The sequence below is a fragment of the Nodularia harveyana UHCC-0300 genome (genome assembly GCF_034931085.1).
Taxonomy (GTDB): domain Bacteria; phylum Cyanobacteriota; class Cyanobacteriia; order Cyanobacteriales; family Nostocaceae; genus Nodularia; species Nodularia harveyana.
Genome location: NZ_JAYGHG010000025.1, coordinates 21,357 through 40,676, shown reverse-complemented (window position 1 = coordinate 40,676; position 19,320 = coordinate 21,357). Strand labels below are relative to the sequence as shown.

11 protein-coding genes and 1 pseudogene are annotated in these 19,320 nt (G+C 38.9%); 8 read left to right on the top strand and 4 right to left on the bottom strand.

Annotation, left to right across the window (positions count from 1 at the left end):
• The first annotated feature begins 46 nt into the window (after window positions 1–46).
• Complete coding sequence (locus tag VB620_RS14615) at window positions 47–955, top strand: nuclear transport factor 2 family protein (RefSeq protein ID WP_323196883.1); 909 nt, start codon at window positions 47–49, stop codon at window positions 953–955.
• Window positions 956–1,033: 78 nt separating this feature from the next.
• Complete coding sequence (locus VB620_RS14610) at window positions 1,034–1,816, top strand: SDR family oxidoreductase (protein ID WP_323196882.1); 783 nt, start codon at window positions 1,034–1,036, stop codon at window positions 1,814–1,816.
• A 245-nt stretch (window positions 1,817–2,061) separates the two neighbouring features.
• On the opposite strand, the gene VB620_RS14605 is transcribed toward VB620_RS14610, so the two are convergent.
• Window positions 2,062–3,684, bottom strand: a complete 1,623-nt coding sequence (locus tag VB620_RS14605) for a mechanosensitive ion channel family protein (RefSeq protein WP_323196881.1) — start codon at window positions 3,682–3,684, stop codon at window positions 2,062–2,064.
• A 406-nt stretch (window positions 3,685–4,090) separates the two neighbouring features.
• Here VB620_RS14605 and VB620_RS14600 point away from each other — a divergent pair, with 406 nt between their 5' ends.
• The 5 genes and pseudogenes from VB620_RS14600 to trxA all read left to right on the top strand — a co-directional run bounded on the left by VB620_RS14600 (window position 4,091) and on the right by trxA (window position 11,330).
• On the top strand, window positions 4,091–7,681 hold the full coding sequence (locus VB620_RS14600) for a response regulator (RefSeq protein WP_323196880.1): 3,591 nt from the start codon (window positions 4,091–4,093) through the stop codon (window positions 7,679–7,681).
• Between the two features lie 6 nt (window positions 7,682–7,687).
• Window positions 7,688–8,518 (top strand): CheR family methyltransferase, encoded by an 831-nt coding sequence (locus VB620_RS14595; RefSeq protein ID WP_323196879.1) that lies wholly within the window; start codon window positions 7,688–7,690, stop codon window positions 8,516–8,518.
• On the top strand, window positions 8,518–9,093 hold the full coding sequence (locus tag VB620_RS14590) for a chemotaxis protein CheB (RefSeq protein ID WP_323196878.1): 576 nt from the start codon (window positions 8,518–8,520) through the stop codon (window positions 9,091–9,093). Before VB620_RS14595 ends, VB620_RS14590 begins: the two co-directional genes overlap by 1 nt.
• Before the next feature lie 83 nt (window positions 9,094–9,176).
• Window positions 9,177–10,817, top strand: a pseudogene (locus VB620_RS14585) (hybrid sensor histidine kinase/response regulator); the annotation flags it as partial.
• Window positions 10,818–11,003: 186 nt separating this feature from the next.
• Window positions 11,004–11,330: a thioredoxin gene (gene trxA, locus VB620_RS14580; protein WP_323196876.1), complete on the top strand. Its 327-nt coding sequence runs from the start codon at window positions 11,004–11,006 to the stop codon at window positions 11,328–11,330.
• A 487-nt stretch (window positions 11,331–11,817) separates the two neighbouring features.
• On the opposite strand, the gene VB620_RS14575 is transcribed toward trxA, so the two are convergent.
• Window positions 11,818–12,726, bottom strand: coding sequence for an alpha/beta fold hydrolase (locus VB620_RS14575; RefSeq protein ID WP_323196875.1), 909 nt, complete (start codon window positions 12,724–12,726; stop codon window positions 11,818–11,820).
• 186 nt (window positions 12,727–12,912) lie between these two features.
• On the opposite strand from VB620_RS14575, the gene VB620_RS14570 reads away from it, so the two are divergent.
• Window positions 12,913–13,791 carry a shikimate dehydrogenase gene (locus VB620_RS14570; RefSeq protein WP_323196874.1) on the top strand — a complete coding sequence of 293 codons (879 nt, stop codon included), beginning with the start codon at window positions 12,913–12,915 and terminating at the stop codon, window positions 13,789–13,791.
• Window positions 13,792–13,819: 28 nt separating this feature from the next.
• Here the strand turns inward: VB620_RS14570 and VB620_RS14565 are convergent, their stop codons facing one another.
• Together VB620_RS14565 and VB620_RS14560 are read right to left on the bottom strand one after the other, a co-directional pair.
• On the bottom strand, window positions 13,820–15,415 hold the full coding sequence (locus VB620_RS14565; RefSeq protein ID WP_323196873.1) for a hybrid sensor histidine kinase/response regulator: 1,596 nt from the start codon (window positions 15,413–15,415) through the stop codon (window positions 13,820–13,822).
• Entirely contained in the window at window positions 15,412–19,230 is a 3,819-nt protein-coding gene (locus VB620_RS14560; protein ID WP_323196872.1) for a PAS domain S-box protein, read from the bottom strand. Before VB620_RS14560 ends, VB620_RS14565 begins: the two co-directional genes overlap by 4 nt.
• Window positions 19,231–19,320: the final 90 nt, after the last annotated feature.

Genomic DNA, 19,320 nt, shown 5'->3' with positions numbered 1-19,320 from the left:
AACAATTTCCTGAAGTTCTCTAATTAAATCAGTAAACTCTTCCCAAATGAAAAACATTACTCCTTTGTTATTGAAACACCAACAGAAATTACCTCATGGTCTGTGGTTAATTTTATCTCTACTGATCTTGGGTGTAACTAATAATTGGCAAACCGCCCAAGCCCAGATACCAGAATCAGCACAACCAGTTCCTGCTGCTATTCAAAACCCGCCGATACCCTCAATACGCAATGAAATAGCTCAGACTATACCCAAGCAGGTAGTTATCCCTAGCAACTCATCCAGTTCCTTAAAAAATCTTTTAACACAAATGGATGCAGCAGCTAGTCAAGGCAATATCAAAGCAGTGATGCAATTATACAGCCCTAACTTCACCAGTGGGGATGGATTAAATTTCCAATCTCTAGAAAAATCCTTGCTAGCACTGTGGAAACAATATCCACAATTGCGATATAGTACACAGTTGCAAAGTTGGAAAACTCAAGGCAACAGCATGATTGCCGAAACGGTGACTAATATTACTGGCTTACCTTCTGCTAACAGTAACGATTTGGCTCTCAATGCCACAATTACATCCCGCCAAACAATTACAGGGGGAAAAATCGTCAGTCAAGAAATTCTAGCAGAAAATACCCGCCTCACCTCTGGTAATCAGCCACCCCAAGTTGAGATTAATTTACCGCAACAAGTCAAAGTAGGACAAATGTATTATTTTGATGCCATTGTCCAGGAACCAGTGGGGGATGATTTTCTGCTGGGGAGTGCATTAGAAGAACCAGTTCAAGCTAGTAAATATCTTAAACCTACCTCTGTAGATTTAGAATTGCTCACAACTGGCGGACTTTTTAAAGTGGGACGCGCCCCCTCTACCCCTGGGAACCATTGGGTTTCTGCTGTAATTCTTCGCGGTAATGGAGTAACTATGGTGACTCAGCGTCTGCGGGTTGTGAAGTAGGGATTGCACTTTGACACTCACTGTCTGGGGATGGGGGAGTGTGTCAAAGTGTTATTGACGATTCATTCGGAACTGACCATGATTTCTCTGAAAAATAAAATTATTCTGATTACTGGTGCGAGTAGTGGTATTGGTACTGCTTGTGCCAAAATCTTTGCTGGTGTGGGTGCAAAGTTAATTTTAGCGGCGCGACGGGGGGAACGCTTGCAGGAACTAGGGGATACACTGAATCAGGAGTTTGGGGTAGAGACTTATTTATTACAGTTAGATGTGCGCGATCGCCAAGCAGTTGCATCTGCTATTTCTAACTTACCCCCTGCATGGTGTGATATTGACATTCTGATTAATAATGCTGGTTTGAGTCGCGGTTTAGATAAACTTCATGAAGGTGACTTTCAAAACTGGGAGGAAATGATTGATACCAATATCAAGGGATTGCTTTATCTCACCCGTTATGTGGTTCCGGGTATGGTGAAACGCGATCGCGGCCATATTGTCAATTTAGGTTCCATCGCCGGACATCAAACCTATCCCGGTGGTAACGTCTACTGTGCCACTAAAGCTGCTGTCAAAGCAATTTCTGAAGGTTTGAAACAAGACTTATTAGGAACTCCGATCAGAGTGACATCAGTTGATCCGGGGCTGGTAGAAACCGAATTTAGTAACGTCCGCTTCCACGGTGATCATACCCGCGCTGACAAAGTATATCAAGGACTTACCCCACTGACAGCCGATGATGTTGCCGATGTGATATTTTTCTGCGTCACGCGATCGCCCCACGTCAATATTAACGAAATCATCTTAATGCCAGTTGATCAAGCCAGCGCCACCCTAGTCCATCGACAAACTACAAATAATTAAATCAATGGAAAAATGTGTGTGCTGATACAATATTTTTCCTACAACCATTATAGGCTAATTAAACCCTTTACTTATACCCTTATGGCGGATATATCCGCTCAATAAGCACCAGAGCGATAGGGAATCGTTTCAGCAAGTTTAATCAACTTGTGAGAATGTATAACTAATTTCCTCCGCCCTGGTGATTTACTTAATTTTAACTACTTAAAATCACCCTCAAAATCAAACAGATTAATAATTACTGCTTATAGCTTTTCATCTTTATTACTACTATTAGAATTTTCGGAAAATCCTCTGATAGTGTCTTCCAATTCCGATGATAAACCTAGCGGTAAATTTCCAGAACGCACGTGTAAATCCATCTGAGGAAAAGGGATTTGGATATCATATTTCCGAAACAACTCTTCCAGACGGAAGTACAAATTACTTTTAATTAAATATTGTTTACTAGGCGTAGAAGTCCAAACCAGCAAGACAAAATCTAGGGAACTATCCCCAAAACCGACAAAAAATATAGTCGGTGCTGGAAGTGATAAAATTCCCGGCTGGTCTTCAGGAGCTTCTAACAGTGCTTTCTTAACTAGATTAATATCAGAACCATAAGCAACACCAACCGGGATTCGTAACCGTGAAACTGGGTTTTTATAACTCCAATTAATCACCTTATCTTCTAAAAAGCGCGAATTGGGGACAATAATAGAAATCTCGTCTAGAGTGCGTAATAAAGTACTACGACCACCAATCCGCTCCACCGTCCCTTCTATCTCACCAACTTGAATAAAATCGCCGATTTGAATTGGACGCTCAAACAACAAAATTACACCACTACCAAAGTTTTTAGCGATATCTTGAAAACCAAAACCAATCCCCACCCCCAAAGCACTCGCTAAAATTGTCAGAGAACTTAAATCTAGTCCCCACACCTGTAATAATACAATCGTCCCCAAAATAATAATTGTATATTTCGTGATAATTGCAATAGCCTCTTGAGCGCTTCTATCTATTCCTGTAAATTGTAAAATGCGCGTTCTCAAAAGGTTAGTTGCTGCACCTGCTACAATCATTAATCCTAATAGTAAGGCTACTAAAATTAGTAAATGAATGATTGAATATTTACCTTGACCTAAAGTTAATATGGGAGATGTCAAAGTTTGAATTAATTGATTAGCCAGACGGTAGCTCCAAATCCGACTAACAGGTAATAAGTTAGTAATATAGAGAGTAACGCTCACCCAAAGCCATATCCGCGCCGCCAGCAGACTAAAATTAAATAATAAATTCAAAGCTGTAGAAGAACTAGAATCCACTCCCACCTCTTCAGGAGATGGCGGTAAACGTTGAATCACTTCCTGGCGAGAACGTTTCCATAGCCAGCCTAAAAATTTGTGACAGAAAAATGCAATTATCAAAATACCAATACCCAAAAGCAGAGCATTGCGGATAAACTCAGCACTGCGTTCTCTCTGAGCTTGCTGTAATACGTCATCCAGTTGCATCATCCAAGCTGCGGCTTGTTCTTCCACAGTGTTATCATCGACCACATCTGCTTGGGTAACAGTTAGCAAATATTGTTGATTTACTATAATTGTTGGCGACTTATTGCGTTCCTCAATTGCTACTTGTACTGGTTTCTGGGATAAAACAATTTTACGTAACCGCAAGTTAATCCATTCTGCTCGTTCTTCAGCTGTGAATTGTTCCGTTTTACCAACTTCAAAAACTAAACGACCATCAATACTCACAGGTGCTGGCTCTGTAGCTAAAGCAGGTATAACTATCAAAAATAGGGTGAGAATAGCAGGAATGAGAATTTTGATAATCCATGAATGAATAAGATTCGATGGATTTCTAATAGCTTTTCGAGTCATAGAATTTATTAGCTAATTACGGAGGCTTGAGTTACTAGCCTAAGTGATGAAAAGTCTGAACTCACAAAAATTGATTAAGGATTTTACGGCAATCCCAAACTAGGCATTAATATGACCATTCTTGAATATTTATAGCATTTCTGGAGAAATTACCCTGATTGCCCCAGGAAACATCCTATACGGTCTAGAAATACCGAAGCCAGTCTAGTCTTAGGTAGGTGAAGAAGTTATAGCACTTTGCAACTACATAAATTACACATCTTAACATTATAAATCTTATTGGCTAGGCAGTATATAGTTACAGTAGCCAAGTATTGAAGACACCTTTTAGGGTCAACAGCCTTCACATCTGATATCATTTACCCTGATTATGAGAGTCCTGTAGTAAATAAAAGCATAAAATTAAATGTTTAATCGTTGGAAAATTGGTATTAAAATTGCGGTATGTTTTGCTGTAAGCTTAGTAATTTTAGCCACCATTGGTTTTATCTGCTATCACAGCACTAATGAACTGATTGCAACTTCGCTGAAAGAAAAGCATACCTATCAGGTATTAAGTCAATTGGAAGAACTTGACTCGCAAATGATCTATGCGGAAAATGGACAACGGGGTTATGTAATTACTGGAGAACAGCGCTATCTTCACCCTTATACTAATGCTGTGGAGGTATTAAATCACACTTTTCAAAAACTGGATATATTAACAACAGATAATATTGAGCAACAGCGCCGACTTGATCGATTGCGTCCACTCATCAATCAGAAGATGACTGTAATGCAAAATGTCATGAATATCCGAGATGATCAAGGCTTGGAATCGGCTAAAAAGGTGATTCTCACAGATGAGGGTAAGGATTTAATGGATGAAATCCAAATCATTCTGGATGAGATAAAAAATGCAGAAAGTTTACTATTACAACAGCGTTCTCATAAAGCAGAACTAGCGTCTCAAAGAACTATTAATAGTATTACTTATAGTATTCCTCTAGTTTCTATGATTTTAGCGGTAATTGGATTTTTCTTGACTAGAAATATCTCATTACCATTAACACAACTTTCAGAGACGGCGGAAAATATTGCAGAGGGTAATTTATCTGTCAGTTTACCAAATAGCGATCGCCTAGATGAAATTGGTATTCTGACGCGGACTTTTAATCAAATGATTACCAATTTGCAAAACATCACTCAAAAAAATAATGAGCAGAATTGGTTCAATTCTAATTTAGCTAATTTTACCCAAATGCTCCAAGGTCAGAGCAGTCTATCTACTGTATCTCGGATGATTCTATCGAATCTAACACCATTAATGAATGCACAACAAAGCGTTTTTTATTTAATGGCTGAATCTGAGGATAAACCTATATTAAAGCTATTAAGTAGTTATGCTTATCAAGAACGTAAACACTTAGCTAATGAATTTCATTTGGGTCAAGGTTTAGTAGGTCAATGCGCCTTAGAAAAACAACGCATTCTGTTAACTGAGGTTCCTAATGACTACATCCGCATTCATTCGGGACTAGGTGCAGCTTTACCATTAAATATTATCGTATTACCGGTTTTATTTGAATCAGATGTGATTGCTGTTATTGAACTAGCTTCTTTGCAGCGATTTAGTAATCTGCATTTAAAATTTTTAGAGCAATTAACTGAAATTATTGGTGTATTCATCAATAATATTGCTGCTAATACCCAAACTCAACATTTACTCCAGGAGTCCCAAACTTTAACACAGGAATTACAACTTCAACAAGACAAACTTAAAGAAACTAATCACAGTTTAGAACAGCAAACAAAAGAATTAGAAAAATCACAATCACTGTTGAAGCAGCAACAGGAAGAATTGAAGCAGTCTAATGAAGAATTACAGCAACTAAATGAGGAATTAGAAGAAAAGGCAGAATTATTAGAGATTCAAAATAAAGCAGTCGCGCGGAAAAATCAGGAAGTTGAAAGAGCGAGAAAGTCTGTGGAAGAAAAAGCCGAACAGTTAGCTTTATCTTCTCAATATAAGTCAGAATTTCTGGCTAATATGTCTCATGAATTACGCACACCCTTAAATAGTTTGCTGATTTTAGCTAAATTATTGTCAGATAATTCGGAAGGTCATTTAACAGAAAAGCAAGTAGAGTATAGCCAGACAATCTACTCTGCGGGAACAGATTTACTGGAATTAATTAATGATATTTTAGATTTAGCTAAAATCGAATCAGGAAACTTTTCTCTAAATATCGAGGAAATTAGCTTCGAAGATTTGCAGACATCTATTAATCGCAGTTTTATTCAACTTGCTCAGGATAAAGGTATCACTTTCGCTGTAGAATTGGCTGATAATTTGCCAAATATAATTTATAACGATCCTAAACGCCTACAACAAATTCTAAAAAATCTGTTGGCTAATGCTTTGAAGTTTACGGAAACAGGGGGTGTGAAGTTACAAATCGGGATGAGTAATAAAACTGAAATTCCGATGATTACTTTTACTGTTAGTGATACAGGTATTGGTATTCCGATAGAGAAACAGAAAATTATTTTTGAAGCTTTTCAGCAAGCAGATGGTACAACTAGCCGTAAGTATGGGGGAACTGGTTTAGGTTTATCAATTAGTCGTGAACTGGCGCAATTATTGGGAGGAAAAATTGAATTATATAGTCAAATAGGAGAGGGAAGCACTTTCATTCTCTATTTACCTCTAAGTTACGCAGGTAATCCAGAAAGAGTCGCCACTGAATCACAGATTAAGGAGGAAGTTTTAACTCCATCAGCAAAACTGATGACTATTAAACCTGATGAAATTATAGATGACCGTAACAATATTCAACCAGGCGATCGCATTTTGTTGATTGTGGAAGATGATCATAAATTTGCGCGGATATTCTTGGAAATAGCACGTCAACAAGGTTTTAAGGTGATTGTAGCTGTAGAGAGTAAGGTCGGTTTGGCTTTAGCGCAGCAATTTAAACCCGATGCGATTTCTCTAGATATCCAAATGCCAGATATGGATGGTTGGACAATGTTAGACTGTCTGAAGCGCAATCCGGAAACTAGACATATTCCTGTACACATTCTGTCTGCGGATGAGAGAAAGCAACGTGGTTTACAGCTAGGCGCAATTACTTATCTGCAAAAACCCATATCTCCAGAAGATTTAAATCAAGCATTAACGGAGATTAAAGGTTTTATTGACCGGACAGTGAGAAATCTTTTAATTATAGAAGATGACCCAGTACAAGCTCAAAGTATTATAGAATTAATTGGTAATGGTGACGTTCATAGTACAGCAGTGAGTACGGGAGCGGAAGCTCTGAATATTTTACAATCACAGCGATTTGATTGTATGGTTCTGGATTTAGGTCTACCAGACATGAGTGGTTTAGAATTGATTGCTAAAATTAAGGAAAAATCGAGTCTTTTAAAACTGCCAATTATTGTATATACAGGTAAAGAATTAACTCGAAAAGAGGATACTCAATTACGAAGATTAGCAGAAACAATTATCATTAAAAATGTGCGATCGCCTGAACGGTTACTAGATGAAACCGCTTTATTTTTGCATCGAGTCCAGGCAAATTTACCGCAACAAAAACGTCAGATGTTAGAGCAATTACGGCAAACAGATCCGGTATTAGCTCATCGCAAAATTCTGATTATAGATGATGACTTACGGAATATATTTGCAATTACCAGCTTTTTAGAAAGCTATCAAATGGAAGTCTTTTTTGCTGAAAATGGTAGAGATGGGATAGAAATTCTCCAAGATAATCCTGATATTAATGCAACTTTAATTGATATTATGATGCCAGAAATGGATGGCTATGAAACCACTATAGCCATTCGCCAACAACAGCAATTTCGTTCACTACCAATCATTGCTTTAACAGCTAAAGCTATGCCTGGCGATCGCCAAAAGTGTATTGAAGCAGGAGCTTCCGACTATATCACCAAACCTGTGGATACAGAGCAACTACTTTCCTTACTGCGAGTTTGGTTATATCAGTAATCTCACATGAATTTACCTAAATCTAGTTTAGAAGACATCGAAATTAAATTGCTCTTAGAAGGAATATATCAATACTACGGTTACGACTACCGTAATTATGCTCTATCTTCTCTAAAGCGGCGCATTCATCACTTTATGCGTTCTGAGGGTTTAAATAATATTTCCGCATTACAAGAAAAATTATTTCATGAAAGCACTTGTATAGGCAGATTTGTGTTAAGTGTAACTGTCAACGTGACATCAATGTTTCGTGATCCTAGCTTTTATCTAGCTTTTAGAACTCAGGTAATTCCATTATTACGAACCTATCCTTTTATTCGCATTTGGCACGCTGGATGTTCTACAGGAGAAGAAGTTTACTCAATGGCAATTTTGTTACAAGAAGAAGAACTTTATCACCGTTGCCGAATATATGCCACTGATACTAATGAAAATGTCCTGAATACAGCTAAAAATGGGATTTATCCCTTAAAAAAAATGCAGGAGTATACCCAACTTTACCTGCAAACAGGGGGTAAACGTTGTTTTTCAGAATATTACACCGCAGCTTATGACAGTGCTATATTTCGCGCCTCGCTAAGAGATAATGTGATTTTTGCCCAGCATAATTTGGCTACTGACAGTTCTTTTAATGAATTTAATGTTATCCTCTGCCGTAATGTTTTAATATACTTTAATAAAATTCTCCAAAAGCAAGTAAATAAACTACTTTATAATAGTCTTTGTACATTTGGGATTTTGGGTTTAGGTCGCCAAGAATCTCTCAAGTTCACTTCCTATGAAGAATACTATCAAGAGCTAACCAGAGGAGAAAAACTTTACCGGAGGCTTAACTAGTGTCTGTTGAATTTATAGTTATTGGAACTTCATTAGGAGGATTATCTGCGCTGCAAATACTTTTAGGTAATTTACCTGCTAATTTTAACTTACCAATTGCAATTGTTCAGCACCGACATAAAAACTCTGGCAGTATATTACCGACATTATTACAAGCACAGTCAGTATTACCAATTCAAGAGGTTGAAGACAAAGATGAAATACTGCCCGGAAAAGTTTATTTAGCCCCAGCAGATTATCATTTATTGATTGAACCGGGTTATTTTGCTCTGTCCACAGATGAACCTGTTTCTTATGCTAGACCATCTATTGATGTGCTGTTTGAATCGGCGGCTGATATCTATGCTGAAGGACTAATTGGTGTTATATTAACAGGGGCAAATCAAGATGGTACAGCAGGTCTTAAAAAAGTGAAAGCACAAGGAGGAATGACAATTGTTCAGGAACCAAACACCGCCGAAAGTGCAATTATGCCAGCTTCAGCAATTTCTGCTGTCAAGGTAGATAGCATTTTGCCCCTGGCGGAAATTCCTAACTTATTAGTTAAACTGTCTCAAGGAAAAGTTGTGCAGTAAAACTCTGATTTTCTTTTGTGGTAATTAGTTCACAAGTCTGCTTGTTAAGAGGATTTAAACCAAGCATTTAACTATATCAAATCATGCAGCTAGATTCTCAAGTAAATATTCTTTTGGTGGATGATAAAGTAGAAAATTTAGTGGCGTTAGAGGCTATTTTGGGAGAATTAGGACAAAACCTAGTTAAAGCTAGTTCTGGAGAAGAAGCCTTAAGATGTCTGCTAAATCAAGATTTTGCGGTGATTTTACTGGATGTCCAAATGCCAGGGATGGATGGCTTTGAAACTGCTACTCTAATTCGCTCTCGCGGGCGATCGCGTCATAGTCCTATTATCTTTTTAACAGCTTTTAATAGCAGCGATCAAATGTTGTTTAAAGGTTATGCAACTGGTGCTGTGGATTATCTACTGAAACCCATAGATACAGATGTATTGCTTTCTAAAGTTAGAGTATTTGTAGAACTTTTTCAAAAAACACAAGCTATTGAGCAACAAGCGGCACAACTCACAGCTATTAATGCGGAATTAAGTCAAAGTGAAGAAAGGTTTCGTTCTCTGAGTACTTGCTCCCCTATTGGTATTTTTGAAATTGATTCTCAAGGAGTCTATAAATATACCAATCCTTGCTATCAAGAAATTTGTGGTTATGATTTAGCAGAGAGTTTAGAGAAAACATGGTTAGAATGTGTGCATCCAGAAAAACGAGAACAGGCGATCGCCAGTTGGTCAGAATATATAAATGAAGGTGAGGAATATTCCGCAGAATTTCAGTTTCATAAATCTAATGGTAGTAAACCTTGGGTTAAAGTTCGCTCTTCACCGATGTTTTCTGGTCAAGGCAAATTGTTAGGTTATGTTGGAACTTTAGAAGATATTACCGAACAGAAGCAAGCCGAAGCCGTCCGCGCACAAATCATTCGAGAACAAACAGCTAGACAGGAAGCAGAAACTACAAATCGCATGAAAGATGAGTTTCTGGCTGTGCTTTCCCATGAACTCCGCACACCTTTAACTTCTATGTTGGGTTGGTCAAAGATTCTTCGTACTAAGAAACTAGACGAGAAAGCCACAGATCGCGCCTTAGATGCCATTGAACGTAATGCTACTTCTCAAATGAATTTGATTGAAGATATATTAGATGTATCACGGATTATACGCGGTGAGTTACGTTTGCATTTAACTGTGGTGAATTTAATTTCTGTGATTGAGGTGGCTTTAGAGTCGGTACAACCTTTAGCTGAAAGTAAAAATATTCAATTAAATTCTCTTCTCGATACTTCTATCAACTCAATTTGCGGAGATCCAGCTAGGTTGCAGCAAATCGTCTGGAATTTACTCACCAACGCTATTAAATTTACTCCTGAAGGCGGTCAGGTAGAAATCCGCGCTCATACTATTAAATCAGAGTTAGAGGATGAGTTGTTTACTCGTGGAGAAGTCAAACTTTCCTCTAGTTCTGCTCCTCTGCGGTTCTCGAAATCTTCTTATGCTCAAATTCAAGTCATTGATACCGGTATTGGTATTGAAGCAGAATTTTTGCCAGAAGTCTTTGAACGTTTTCGGCAAGCTGATAGCACTACAACGCGATCGCATGGTGGATTAGGATTAGGATTAGCCATTGTCCGTCATCTGGTAGAACTACACGGCGGCATAATTTCCGTAGCCAGTTTGGGGATAGGACAGGGAACAACTTTTACTGTCAAAATACCTTTGATGCAAGACCACTCCAATATTAAAAATAATTCATAAATATGTCTATAAAATATCCCTACCTAATAAGTATTCACCATTGATAGGTATGGTATCACTTCTTTTTTATATAATAATTTCATCATTGCATTATTTGTTGAAATGCCATATATTTTGTTTATTCGATCTGCTCGAATAAGTGAATTAAATCAGGAGGCAATTATGTCATCTGTTACAAACGTCACAGAGGCTACATTTAAAAAAGAAGTCTTAGAAAGTGAAATTCCCGTATTAGTTGATTTTTGGGCCCCCTGGTGTGGTCCTTGCCGCATGGTAACTCCAGTTGTAGATGCAGTCGCCGGTGAATATGCAGGACAGCTAAAAGTAGTAAAATTAAACACAGATCAAAACCCCACTGTCGCCAGCCATTATGGAATCCGCAGCATTCCCACACTGATGATTTTTAAAGGTGGCAGACAAGTTGATATAGTTGTAGGTGCAGTATTAAAAAGTACCTTGTCTGAGACTTTAGGACAGCATATTCCATAATTATAAATAAGGGTTGCTGACTGATACCAAATGAAAATGAAGCTGCATAGGATAATTTAACGCAGATAAACGGAGATGAAAACGAATATTAATGGATTTCATGATTCTGTGCAGCCTTACATGAAATTGGTATCACTTACTAATATATTGAGAACTGAAACGAAACATCAAGTTTAGTAAATCTAGAGTTGTATATTTCCAAGTTAGTGATACATTAAATGTCAGGACGCGAGATAAAAAAATAACCCCAATGGGTAAATGACTGCGTTTCCCCTGTCATCAACCCAAGCAATTATCAGCATATCAATAATTAAGTGGCAAGAAACCTGATTTTCTGGTCTAAGCCAAATCCTGACGCGGAAATAGTGGGATTGCTGATGTTGTAAGATGCTCTGTAAACCCTAGTTTAAGTTTAACAATTGCAAAACTGTGAATTTAGAGAAACCTGGTCAACCCGTACCAGGTTTTTCATTGTTTAATTCAGGTTTTAAGTAATTGACAACACCCAATCGCGGAAAAGCTGATTTATCTGTTCTGGTACTTCATCATGAGGACAATGACCAGCAACTAGAAAATATTCGGTGAGTTCGGGATAATATTGACGAAACTTCTGAGAACGTTCTCTAGCATTCATCCAAGGATCAGCTTCTCCCCATAGCAGCAATAGAGAACAAGTTAACTGCTTTAATAAAATATCAACTTTTTCTCCTTGGGGAGTGCTAAAAACTGAAATAAATACATCTAAAGCGCCATGATCATCAGCAGGACGAGCAATTTCGTCTATTAATTGCTCTGTGATGGCAGTTTTATCAAGATAAACTTTTTCTAGGGTTTGACGAATTACCCACCGTTGACGGATATATTGAAATAAGAAAAATTGTGCGAATGGTTGTTGCAAAATCCACTTCACCGAGTCACCTAAGAGTTTTTGTAAGGTCGAGGGTTTTTTAGGGGTTTGAATTTGTGCTTCTGAGGTTGATTGGTTTTGGCTAAAGGGTCCAGCACTGTTGAGTAAAACTAAACCAGCCGCAGCATCAGGAATTTGTGCAGCTACACATAAACAAGCATAACCACCGAGGGAGTTACCTGCTAAAACGGTTTTTTGACCAATAACTTCACTGATAAAATCAGCTAGTTGGTCACGCCACAAATCACCGCTATACTCCAATTTGGGTTTTGCTGAACGACCAAATCCTAAAAGATCGATGGCAAATACTTCAAAATCTTGGGACAATCCTGTGATATTCTTGCGCCAGTGGTCTGTGGATGCACCAAACCCATGCACTAATAGCAGGGGTGGACGTTGCGGTTGTTTTTCACCTGCATGGACATAATATATGTTGTTACCTCGCCACTGCCAATATTGTCCCGGAATTGGAGTTGTGCTGATTTGCATAATATAAAGAAATGTTAAGTGACTTCTAATAATTATTACTCATAACTAAGGGAGGTGTGGGAAGTGTGGGGAGTGTGGGGAGTGTGGGGAGTGTGGGGAGTGTGGGGAGTGTGGGGAGTGTGGGGAGTGTGGGGAGTGTGGGAAGTAGTAATTTTCAAATGACTAATGACTAATGACTAATAACTAATGACTAAATTATTAATTACAGGTAAAACTCAACTTTTGGGCGTAATCGGTCATCCGGTGGAACATTCCTTATCTCCGGTGATGCACAATGCGGCGTTGGCTGAATTAGGATTAGATTATATTTATCTACCTTTTCCGATTCAACCACAGAATTTAGAGGTGGCGATCGCAGGTTTGGCGGCGATGGGAGTTGTGGGTTTTAGCGTCACGATTCCTCACAAACAAGCAATTATGCCGTTGTTATCAGATATTATCCCCACTGCTAGGGCTATAGGTGCTGTTAACACCGTGAGTTGGCAAAATCATCAATGGGTAGGAACAAACACGGATATAGAAGGTTTTATTGCTCCCTTGCAGACAACATATCAGCAAGACTGGAATCAGAAGGTAGCGGTGATTTTAGGTAATGGTGGCGCAGCTAGGGCGGTTGTGGCGGGTTGTGATCAATTGGGGTTTGCTAAAATTCATGTTGTGGGGCGCAATATCCAAAAGTTAGAGGAGTTCCGCCAGAGTTGGGGAAATTCACCCTTAGCTGAAAAGTTGCAAGTGCAGACATGGGATGATGTCGCACAACTGATTCCCCAAGCTGATTTGTTAGTCAATACTACCCCTGTGGGTATGTATCCCCTGGTGGATAATTCGCCAGTGAAGTTAGCAGATATGCAGAAAATCTCCCCAGGTGCGATCGCCTACGATTTAATATATACTCCTAACCCTACCCAATTTCTCCAACAAGCTAAACAAGAAGGCGCTATTGCTATTGATGGCTTAGAAATGTTAGTTCAACAAGGAGTAGCAGCATTAAAAATCTGGCTACAGTTGGAAGCTATCCCTGTAGATGTGATGCGTCAAGCATTGCGAAATCATTTGGGATTATAGCTGACGGGGGGACAACTTTCAACCTGATTTAAGGCTTGATTTGCGGTTCTAATTTTAACGGTAACTGCACGGTGAAAGTAGTTAATCCTTCCGTGCTAGTAACTATAATTTTACCTTCGAGATACTGCACTATCTTTTTCACAAGTGCTAAACCCAATCCAGTACCTTCATTCTCCCAGTGATCGCCTTGAGTAATTCGGTAAAATGGATCAAAAATCAAAGCTTGTTCTTCTGTAGGGATGTTTACTCCAGAATTGCTGACGATAATTTCAAACAAGGGAATTTCAGAATCTGTATCAGTCACCAGTTGAGCATTGACTATTATCTTTTCTGCGTCAGGTGTATATTGACAAGCATTCCTCAATAACTCGGAAACAACTCTAGTAAGCAGAGATATATCTGAAAGTACTGCTGGCAAATTTGGGGAAACATCAACTTTCAAACTTTGTTTTTTAGTTTGAACCAGTTCTTGAAAAACTTCGCTAACTTCAGGTAGCCAATCTTGAATTTTAATAGTAATTAATTCTAAGGGATAAAAATCTGCATCAATTATCCGCATATATAGCAAATCATCTACTAACTCTAGCTCTTGTTCACACTGTTCTCGCAGAATATTTAAATAGCGATTAAGTGACCAAGATGTAGCAGGTGCTGCTGACTCCAAAATTCTATTTTCATTGAGAGTATGTTCTAACATACAAATGGTCATTTTAATGTTAGATAATGGGGTTCGCATCTCATGAGATGTAGTTGTCAAAAAATCTTCTTTTAATTGGTTAAATTTTTGCATTTCTACCAATTGAATTTTGAGTTGTCGCGCACGTTCATCAGCAAGATTACGTTCTTCAATCAGCCGCCGTTGGGTATCATCTCGAAATACTAAAACAGCGCCTGTAATCAAGCCATTATTGTCTCGTAAAGGAGTAGCACTATCCGCTATGGGAATAGTTTTCCCGTTGTTAGCAATCAACAGGACACTATTTTTGGAATATATGGTTTTTTCTGATCGCAGGGCGGAGATCATGGGATTTTCTGAGGGAAGTTGTGTTTCTTCGTCAATGAGTTCCATAACCTCAGTAACTATCTGATCTTTGGCTTGATGCGATCGCCATCCTGTGAGGGACTCAGCGACTTGATTCATGTACTTAATTTCTAATTGAGGATCAACCACAATTACCCCATCTCCCATTTCCCGGAGAACAGAACTCAAAAATTGCTCGTGTTCATAGCGGTTGAGTGCTGTCTGAATCGCAACGTAAAGTTCTTGCTCTTTAATAGGTTTAAGAATATATCCAAAGGGGGATGTTAACGTTGCCCGTTCTACAGTACTTTTATCTGAATGTCCAGTAACATAAATTACGGGAATTTCTAAATCATGCCAAATTTGCTCGGCGGCGTAGATACCATCTTTTTCTCCCCGCAGGCGAATATCCATTAAAATCAAGTTTGGCCGCAGTTCATTGGCTTGAGTAATTGCGTCTTCTGCGGAATCTGCAATATTTACAACAGTGTATCCTAGTGTCTCTAAACTTTCTTGTAAGTTCATAGCCAGGATATATTCATCTTCGACAACCAGAACTCTGACTGTTTTAATCGCTTGTTCATTATTTGTAGTACTAATCATATTGATGTTTGGTTATTTGTAAAAGTAATTTTGAACTCTGTTCCCTGGTCAAAGTTAATCTTGAGATTACCCCTGAGTTGTTTGACTAACCCATGAACTAAAGTCAGCCCCAGAGTTTTTGTCTTGTGGTGATCAAATTCGGCAGGTAGTCCGATACCATTATCTCTAATAATGAGTGTTAATTTGCCTGGAGATTCTTGATAAAAGTTCACCTGAATTTCTCCGAAATTATCATCAGGAAAAGCATATTTCAATGCATTAGAAACTAATTCATTAATAATTAAACCACAGGGAATTGCTGTTTCAATATCTAAGCTAGCATGATCAACTTGAATATTTAGTTGAATGCGGTTGGAACTGACATTATAGGAATCAAATAAATGCGTTGTTAAATCGGGAATATATTCCGCGAAATCAATATCAGCTAGTTCTTCGGAACGGTACATTTTTTCATGAACTAGGGCTATGGAAGCAATGCGGTTTTGACTGTCTTTTAAAATTGCTTTGGCTTGAGTATCTTCTATGCGTCTGCACTGCATTTGCAGTAAACCACTAACAATTCCTAAGTTATTTTTGACCCGATGGTGAATTTCTTGCAGTAATACCTCTTTTTCTTTTAAGGATGTTTTAATTTTTTCATCTGCTTGTTTTTGTTCGGTGATATCTTGTTGAATAGATACCAGCACTTTTCCATACTCAGAATGCTGAAAAGTCGAGGTAGTGGCACGACACCAGAAAGGGGTGCCATCTTTTTTGACATTATGAATTTGATATGTAAATTCCCCATATTGACGAATAGTGGCGGTGATTGCCTGATAAACAGATTCGGATGTAAGTAATTCGGTGTCATAGTTAACAATGGATACGTGCTGATTAATTAATTCCCCAGATTCATAGCCAAACATCTGCTCAAACTTGGGGTTTGTATAAACAATGATGCCATCTGTGTCTCTAATTAAACAAATGCCTTCTGCCATGTTGCTGGTAATTACTGCTTGCAGTTCTAGCATCTGTGCTGCACGTTTGCGATCGCTGATATCCATGACAATCCCCAACATTCGGATGGGATCACCTGCTTGGTTATAAATTCCTCGTCCTCGCCCACTTAACCAGTGAACTGTACCATCAGCATGAATTACGCGATACTCCGCAGGTTCATAGTTAATATTTTGTTGGAGTGCATTTAATACAGCCTTTTCAACTATATTTACATCTTCTGGATGAATAGCATTCCGCCATACCTCATAGCCCGGTATGGTGGTTTCTGGATCTAAATCGAATAACTCATAGTGTTTATTGTTCCAAATCACTTCACCAGTGAGAATATTCCAGTCCCAGATCCCGATTTCGGTAAATTCTAAGGTGAGTCGGAATTGTTCTTCACTTTTAGCTAAGGCTGCTTCTGCTATTTGGCGATCGCGTAGTGCTAGGTACTGTTCGGTAATATCTTGTGCTGTTCCATAAAGACGGATTACTTCTCCTTGGGGATTAAATCCAGCATTTCCAATTGCTTCAAAATAGCGATGGGAACCGTCTGATTCTGGTACGCGCAGAGTTAGTTTGTAGGATTCACCAGTGGCGATCGCCCGTTCTACAGCTTCATTGAGTTTAACCGCATCCTCTGGGTGATATAGTTGCAATTGTTCGGAGTATATCGGCGCTATTTCTGCTAAATCTCGGCGGAAAAGCTGAAACAGCCCTTTTGACCAGCTAATTTTACCCGTCAGCAAATTATAGTCCCAATTACCAAGGCGAGCGACTTGCTGTGATTCTTCTAGGCGAACTTGATTCTGTTTGAGGTCGGTAACATCTACCGCCAATCCATCCCAAATCACACGACCATCATCCATCCGGCGAGGAGTGGAACGAAAATGTAACCATTTCATCTGACCACTGGGACAGTGAATTTGCAGATGCATATCAAATAGGGTTAGGTCATGGTAAGACTGACTCATGGCTGTTTGCAAGTCGAGAAAGTCCTGTTCTCGCAACTGGTTATACAGCAAATCGGGATCTTTAATCATCTCTTCGGCTGTAACTTCTATGAGTCTTTCTACCCCAGCACTAATATAAGAAAAGCGATCGCTACCACCCAAGTCACGGATCACCTGATAAAACATTCCATTATGCAGGTTATCTCCAATTCCCCGTAACATTGCTTCCCGTTCTTGTAATGCTAGTTCTGCTTGTTTACGTTCACTGATATCTGTAACTCTGATTAAATTTATAATCTCACCACTAACTTTGATTTCTTTAATCGCTAAGTTTCCCCAAAATAAATTTCCTTGGTTGGTCAAATATTCAATTTCTCGACTCCAAAATCCTTTGCTATTAATTTCTGCACAAATGATTGCTAAATCTTCAAGGGTGAATTTTTGTTTGTGCAGGGTTTGTCCATCTAACCCAATCAGTTGATCTTTATTGGTGAATTCAAATAGTTCTACAGCCCGATCATTACAGTCTGCAATCAGGGAAGTTTCTGTATCCACTAGAAACAAAGCATCACTCGATTGGTTAAAAATAGCTTCTTTGAAGTCTCGGTTATGAATCAGTTCTAATTCTGCAAATTGGCGATCGCGCAATGCGGCTTGGTATTCGCTAATATCCCGCCCTTCGGGAAGCAAAAACATAACTGCACCTGTGTCATCTTTAATGGGTTTGAGGGAAAAATCAATAGTGGCGATGTTATCTCCAGCCCCCAAGACATCCACTTGATAACGAATAAATTCACCCGCAGCAGCTTGAGCGATCGCAGTTTTTAACTCTTCCTGAGTATCTGGAGAAATTGTCCACCATCGAGCTTCCCAAAATGGTCGATTCACAACATCTGAATATTCCAGTCCACCAAAAGTCAGTGCAGTCTGATTAGCCTCTAATAGCGTACCGTCTGGTGTTAGTAGCCCAATAAATTGAAAAGTGAGATCAAAAATCGAACGATAGAGTTTTTTTCTCTCTCGCAGTAATGCTTCTGTCTGTTTGCGATCGGTAATATCGAAATTAGTTCCCGTGACTATCCAATATTCTCCATCTTCCACATACTGGGATTGATAGGTGACTGATATCCAACGCAGGGAACCATCTTGATGGTAAAACCGATATTCCACACTGACGGTACGCCCAGCAAAGACATCTTCATATACTGGCATAATTACTTGTTCCCGATCTTCGGGATGTACTCCTGACATCCACAAACTGGGATTAGCCATAATTTCCTCAGCAGTATAGCCAAAGATTGCTTCACTACCGGGAGACTGATAATCACATACCCAATCATAGTTAGGAAAGACGCGAAAACTCACAATGGCGCTAGCAACAGCATTATTCAGAATTGCTGCAAATTTAGCTTCGGATTTTCTAGATTCCTCTGCTCTTTTTTCCAGTTCTATGGCTTGGGCGTTCAGTGCTTCTGGGGTAATAACACCTAATATTTCTCCCTGATGATTAATTACAGGTAGGTGACGAATGTGATTTTGGCTAAATCGTTGCCAAATTGTCGTGATATCTTCAGCATCTACTTCACTCAAGGTAATCACGGGTTGAGTCATTAGTTCCCCAACTGTGATATCTGCCAAAATAATTTTATTAGGGGAATGATCAGACTCTACAGATGGTTGGTTTAGCCCTTGGGCGATCGCCCTGACTACATCTCGTTCTGTAAAAATGCCGATAATTTTTTTCTCTTCTACAACCAGCGCACAACTTGTTTCCGCTTGATGCATTGCTTGAATAACATCAGCCACTGGTGTATCTTGCCAAACCTCAACCAATGGGGTGTGACAGTGATTATCCCAGAAAAACAATTGTGCAATCCCCATTTAACTAATTCTTCCTGAAATAGAAAACACTGACATTTACAGCCAGCGCTCAAAATTATTCTCGATAAAAATGATACTTTAATTGTCTGG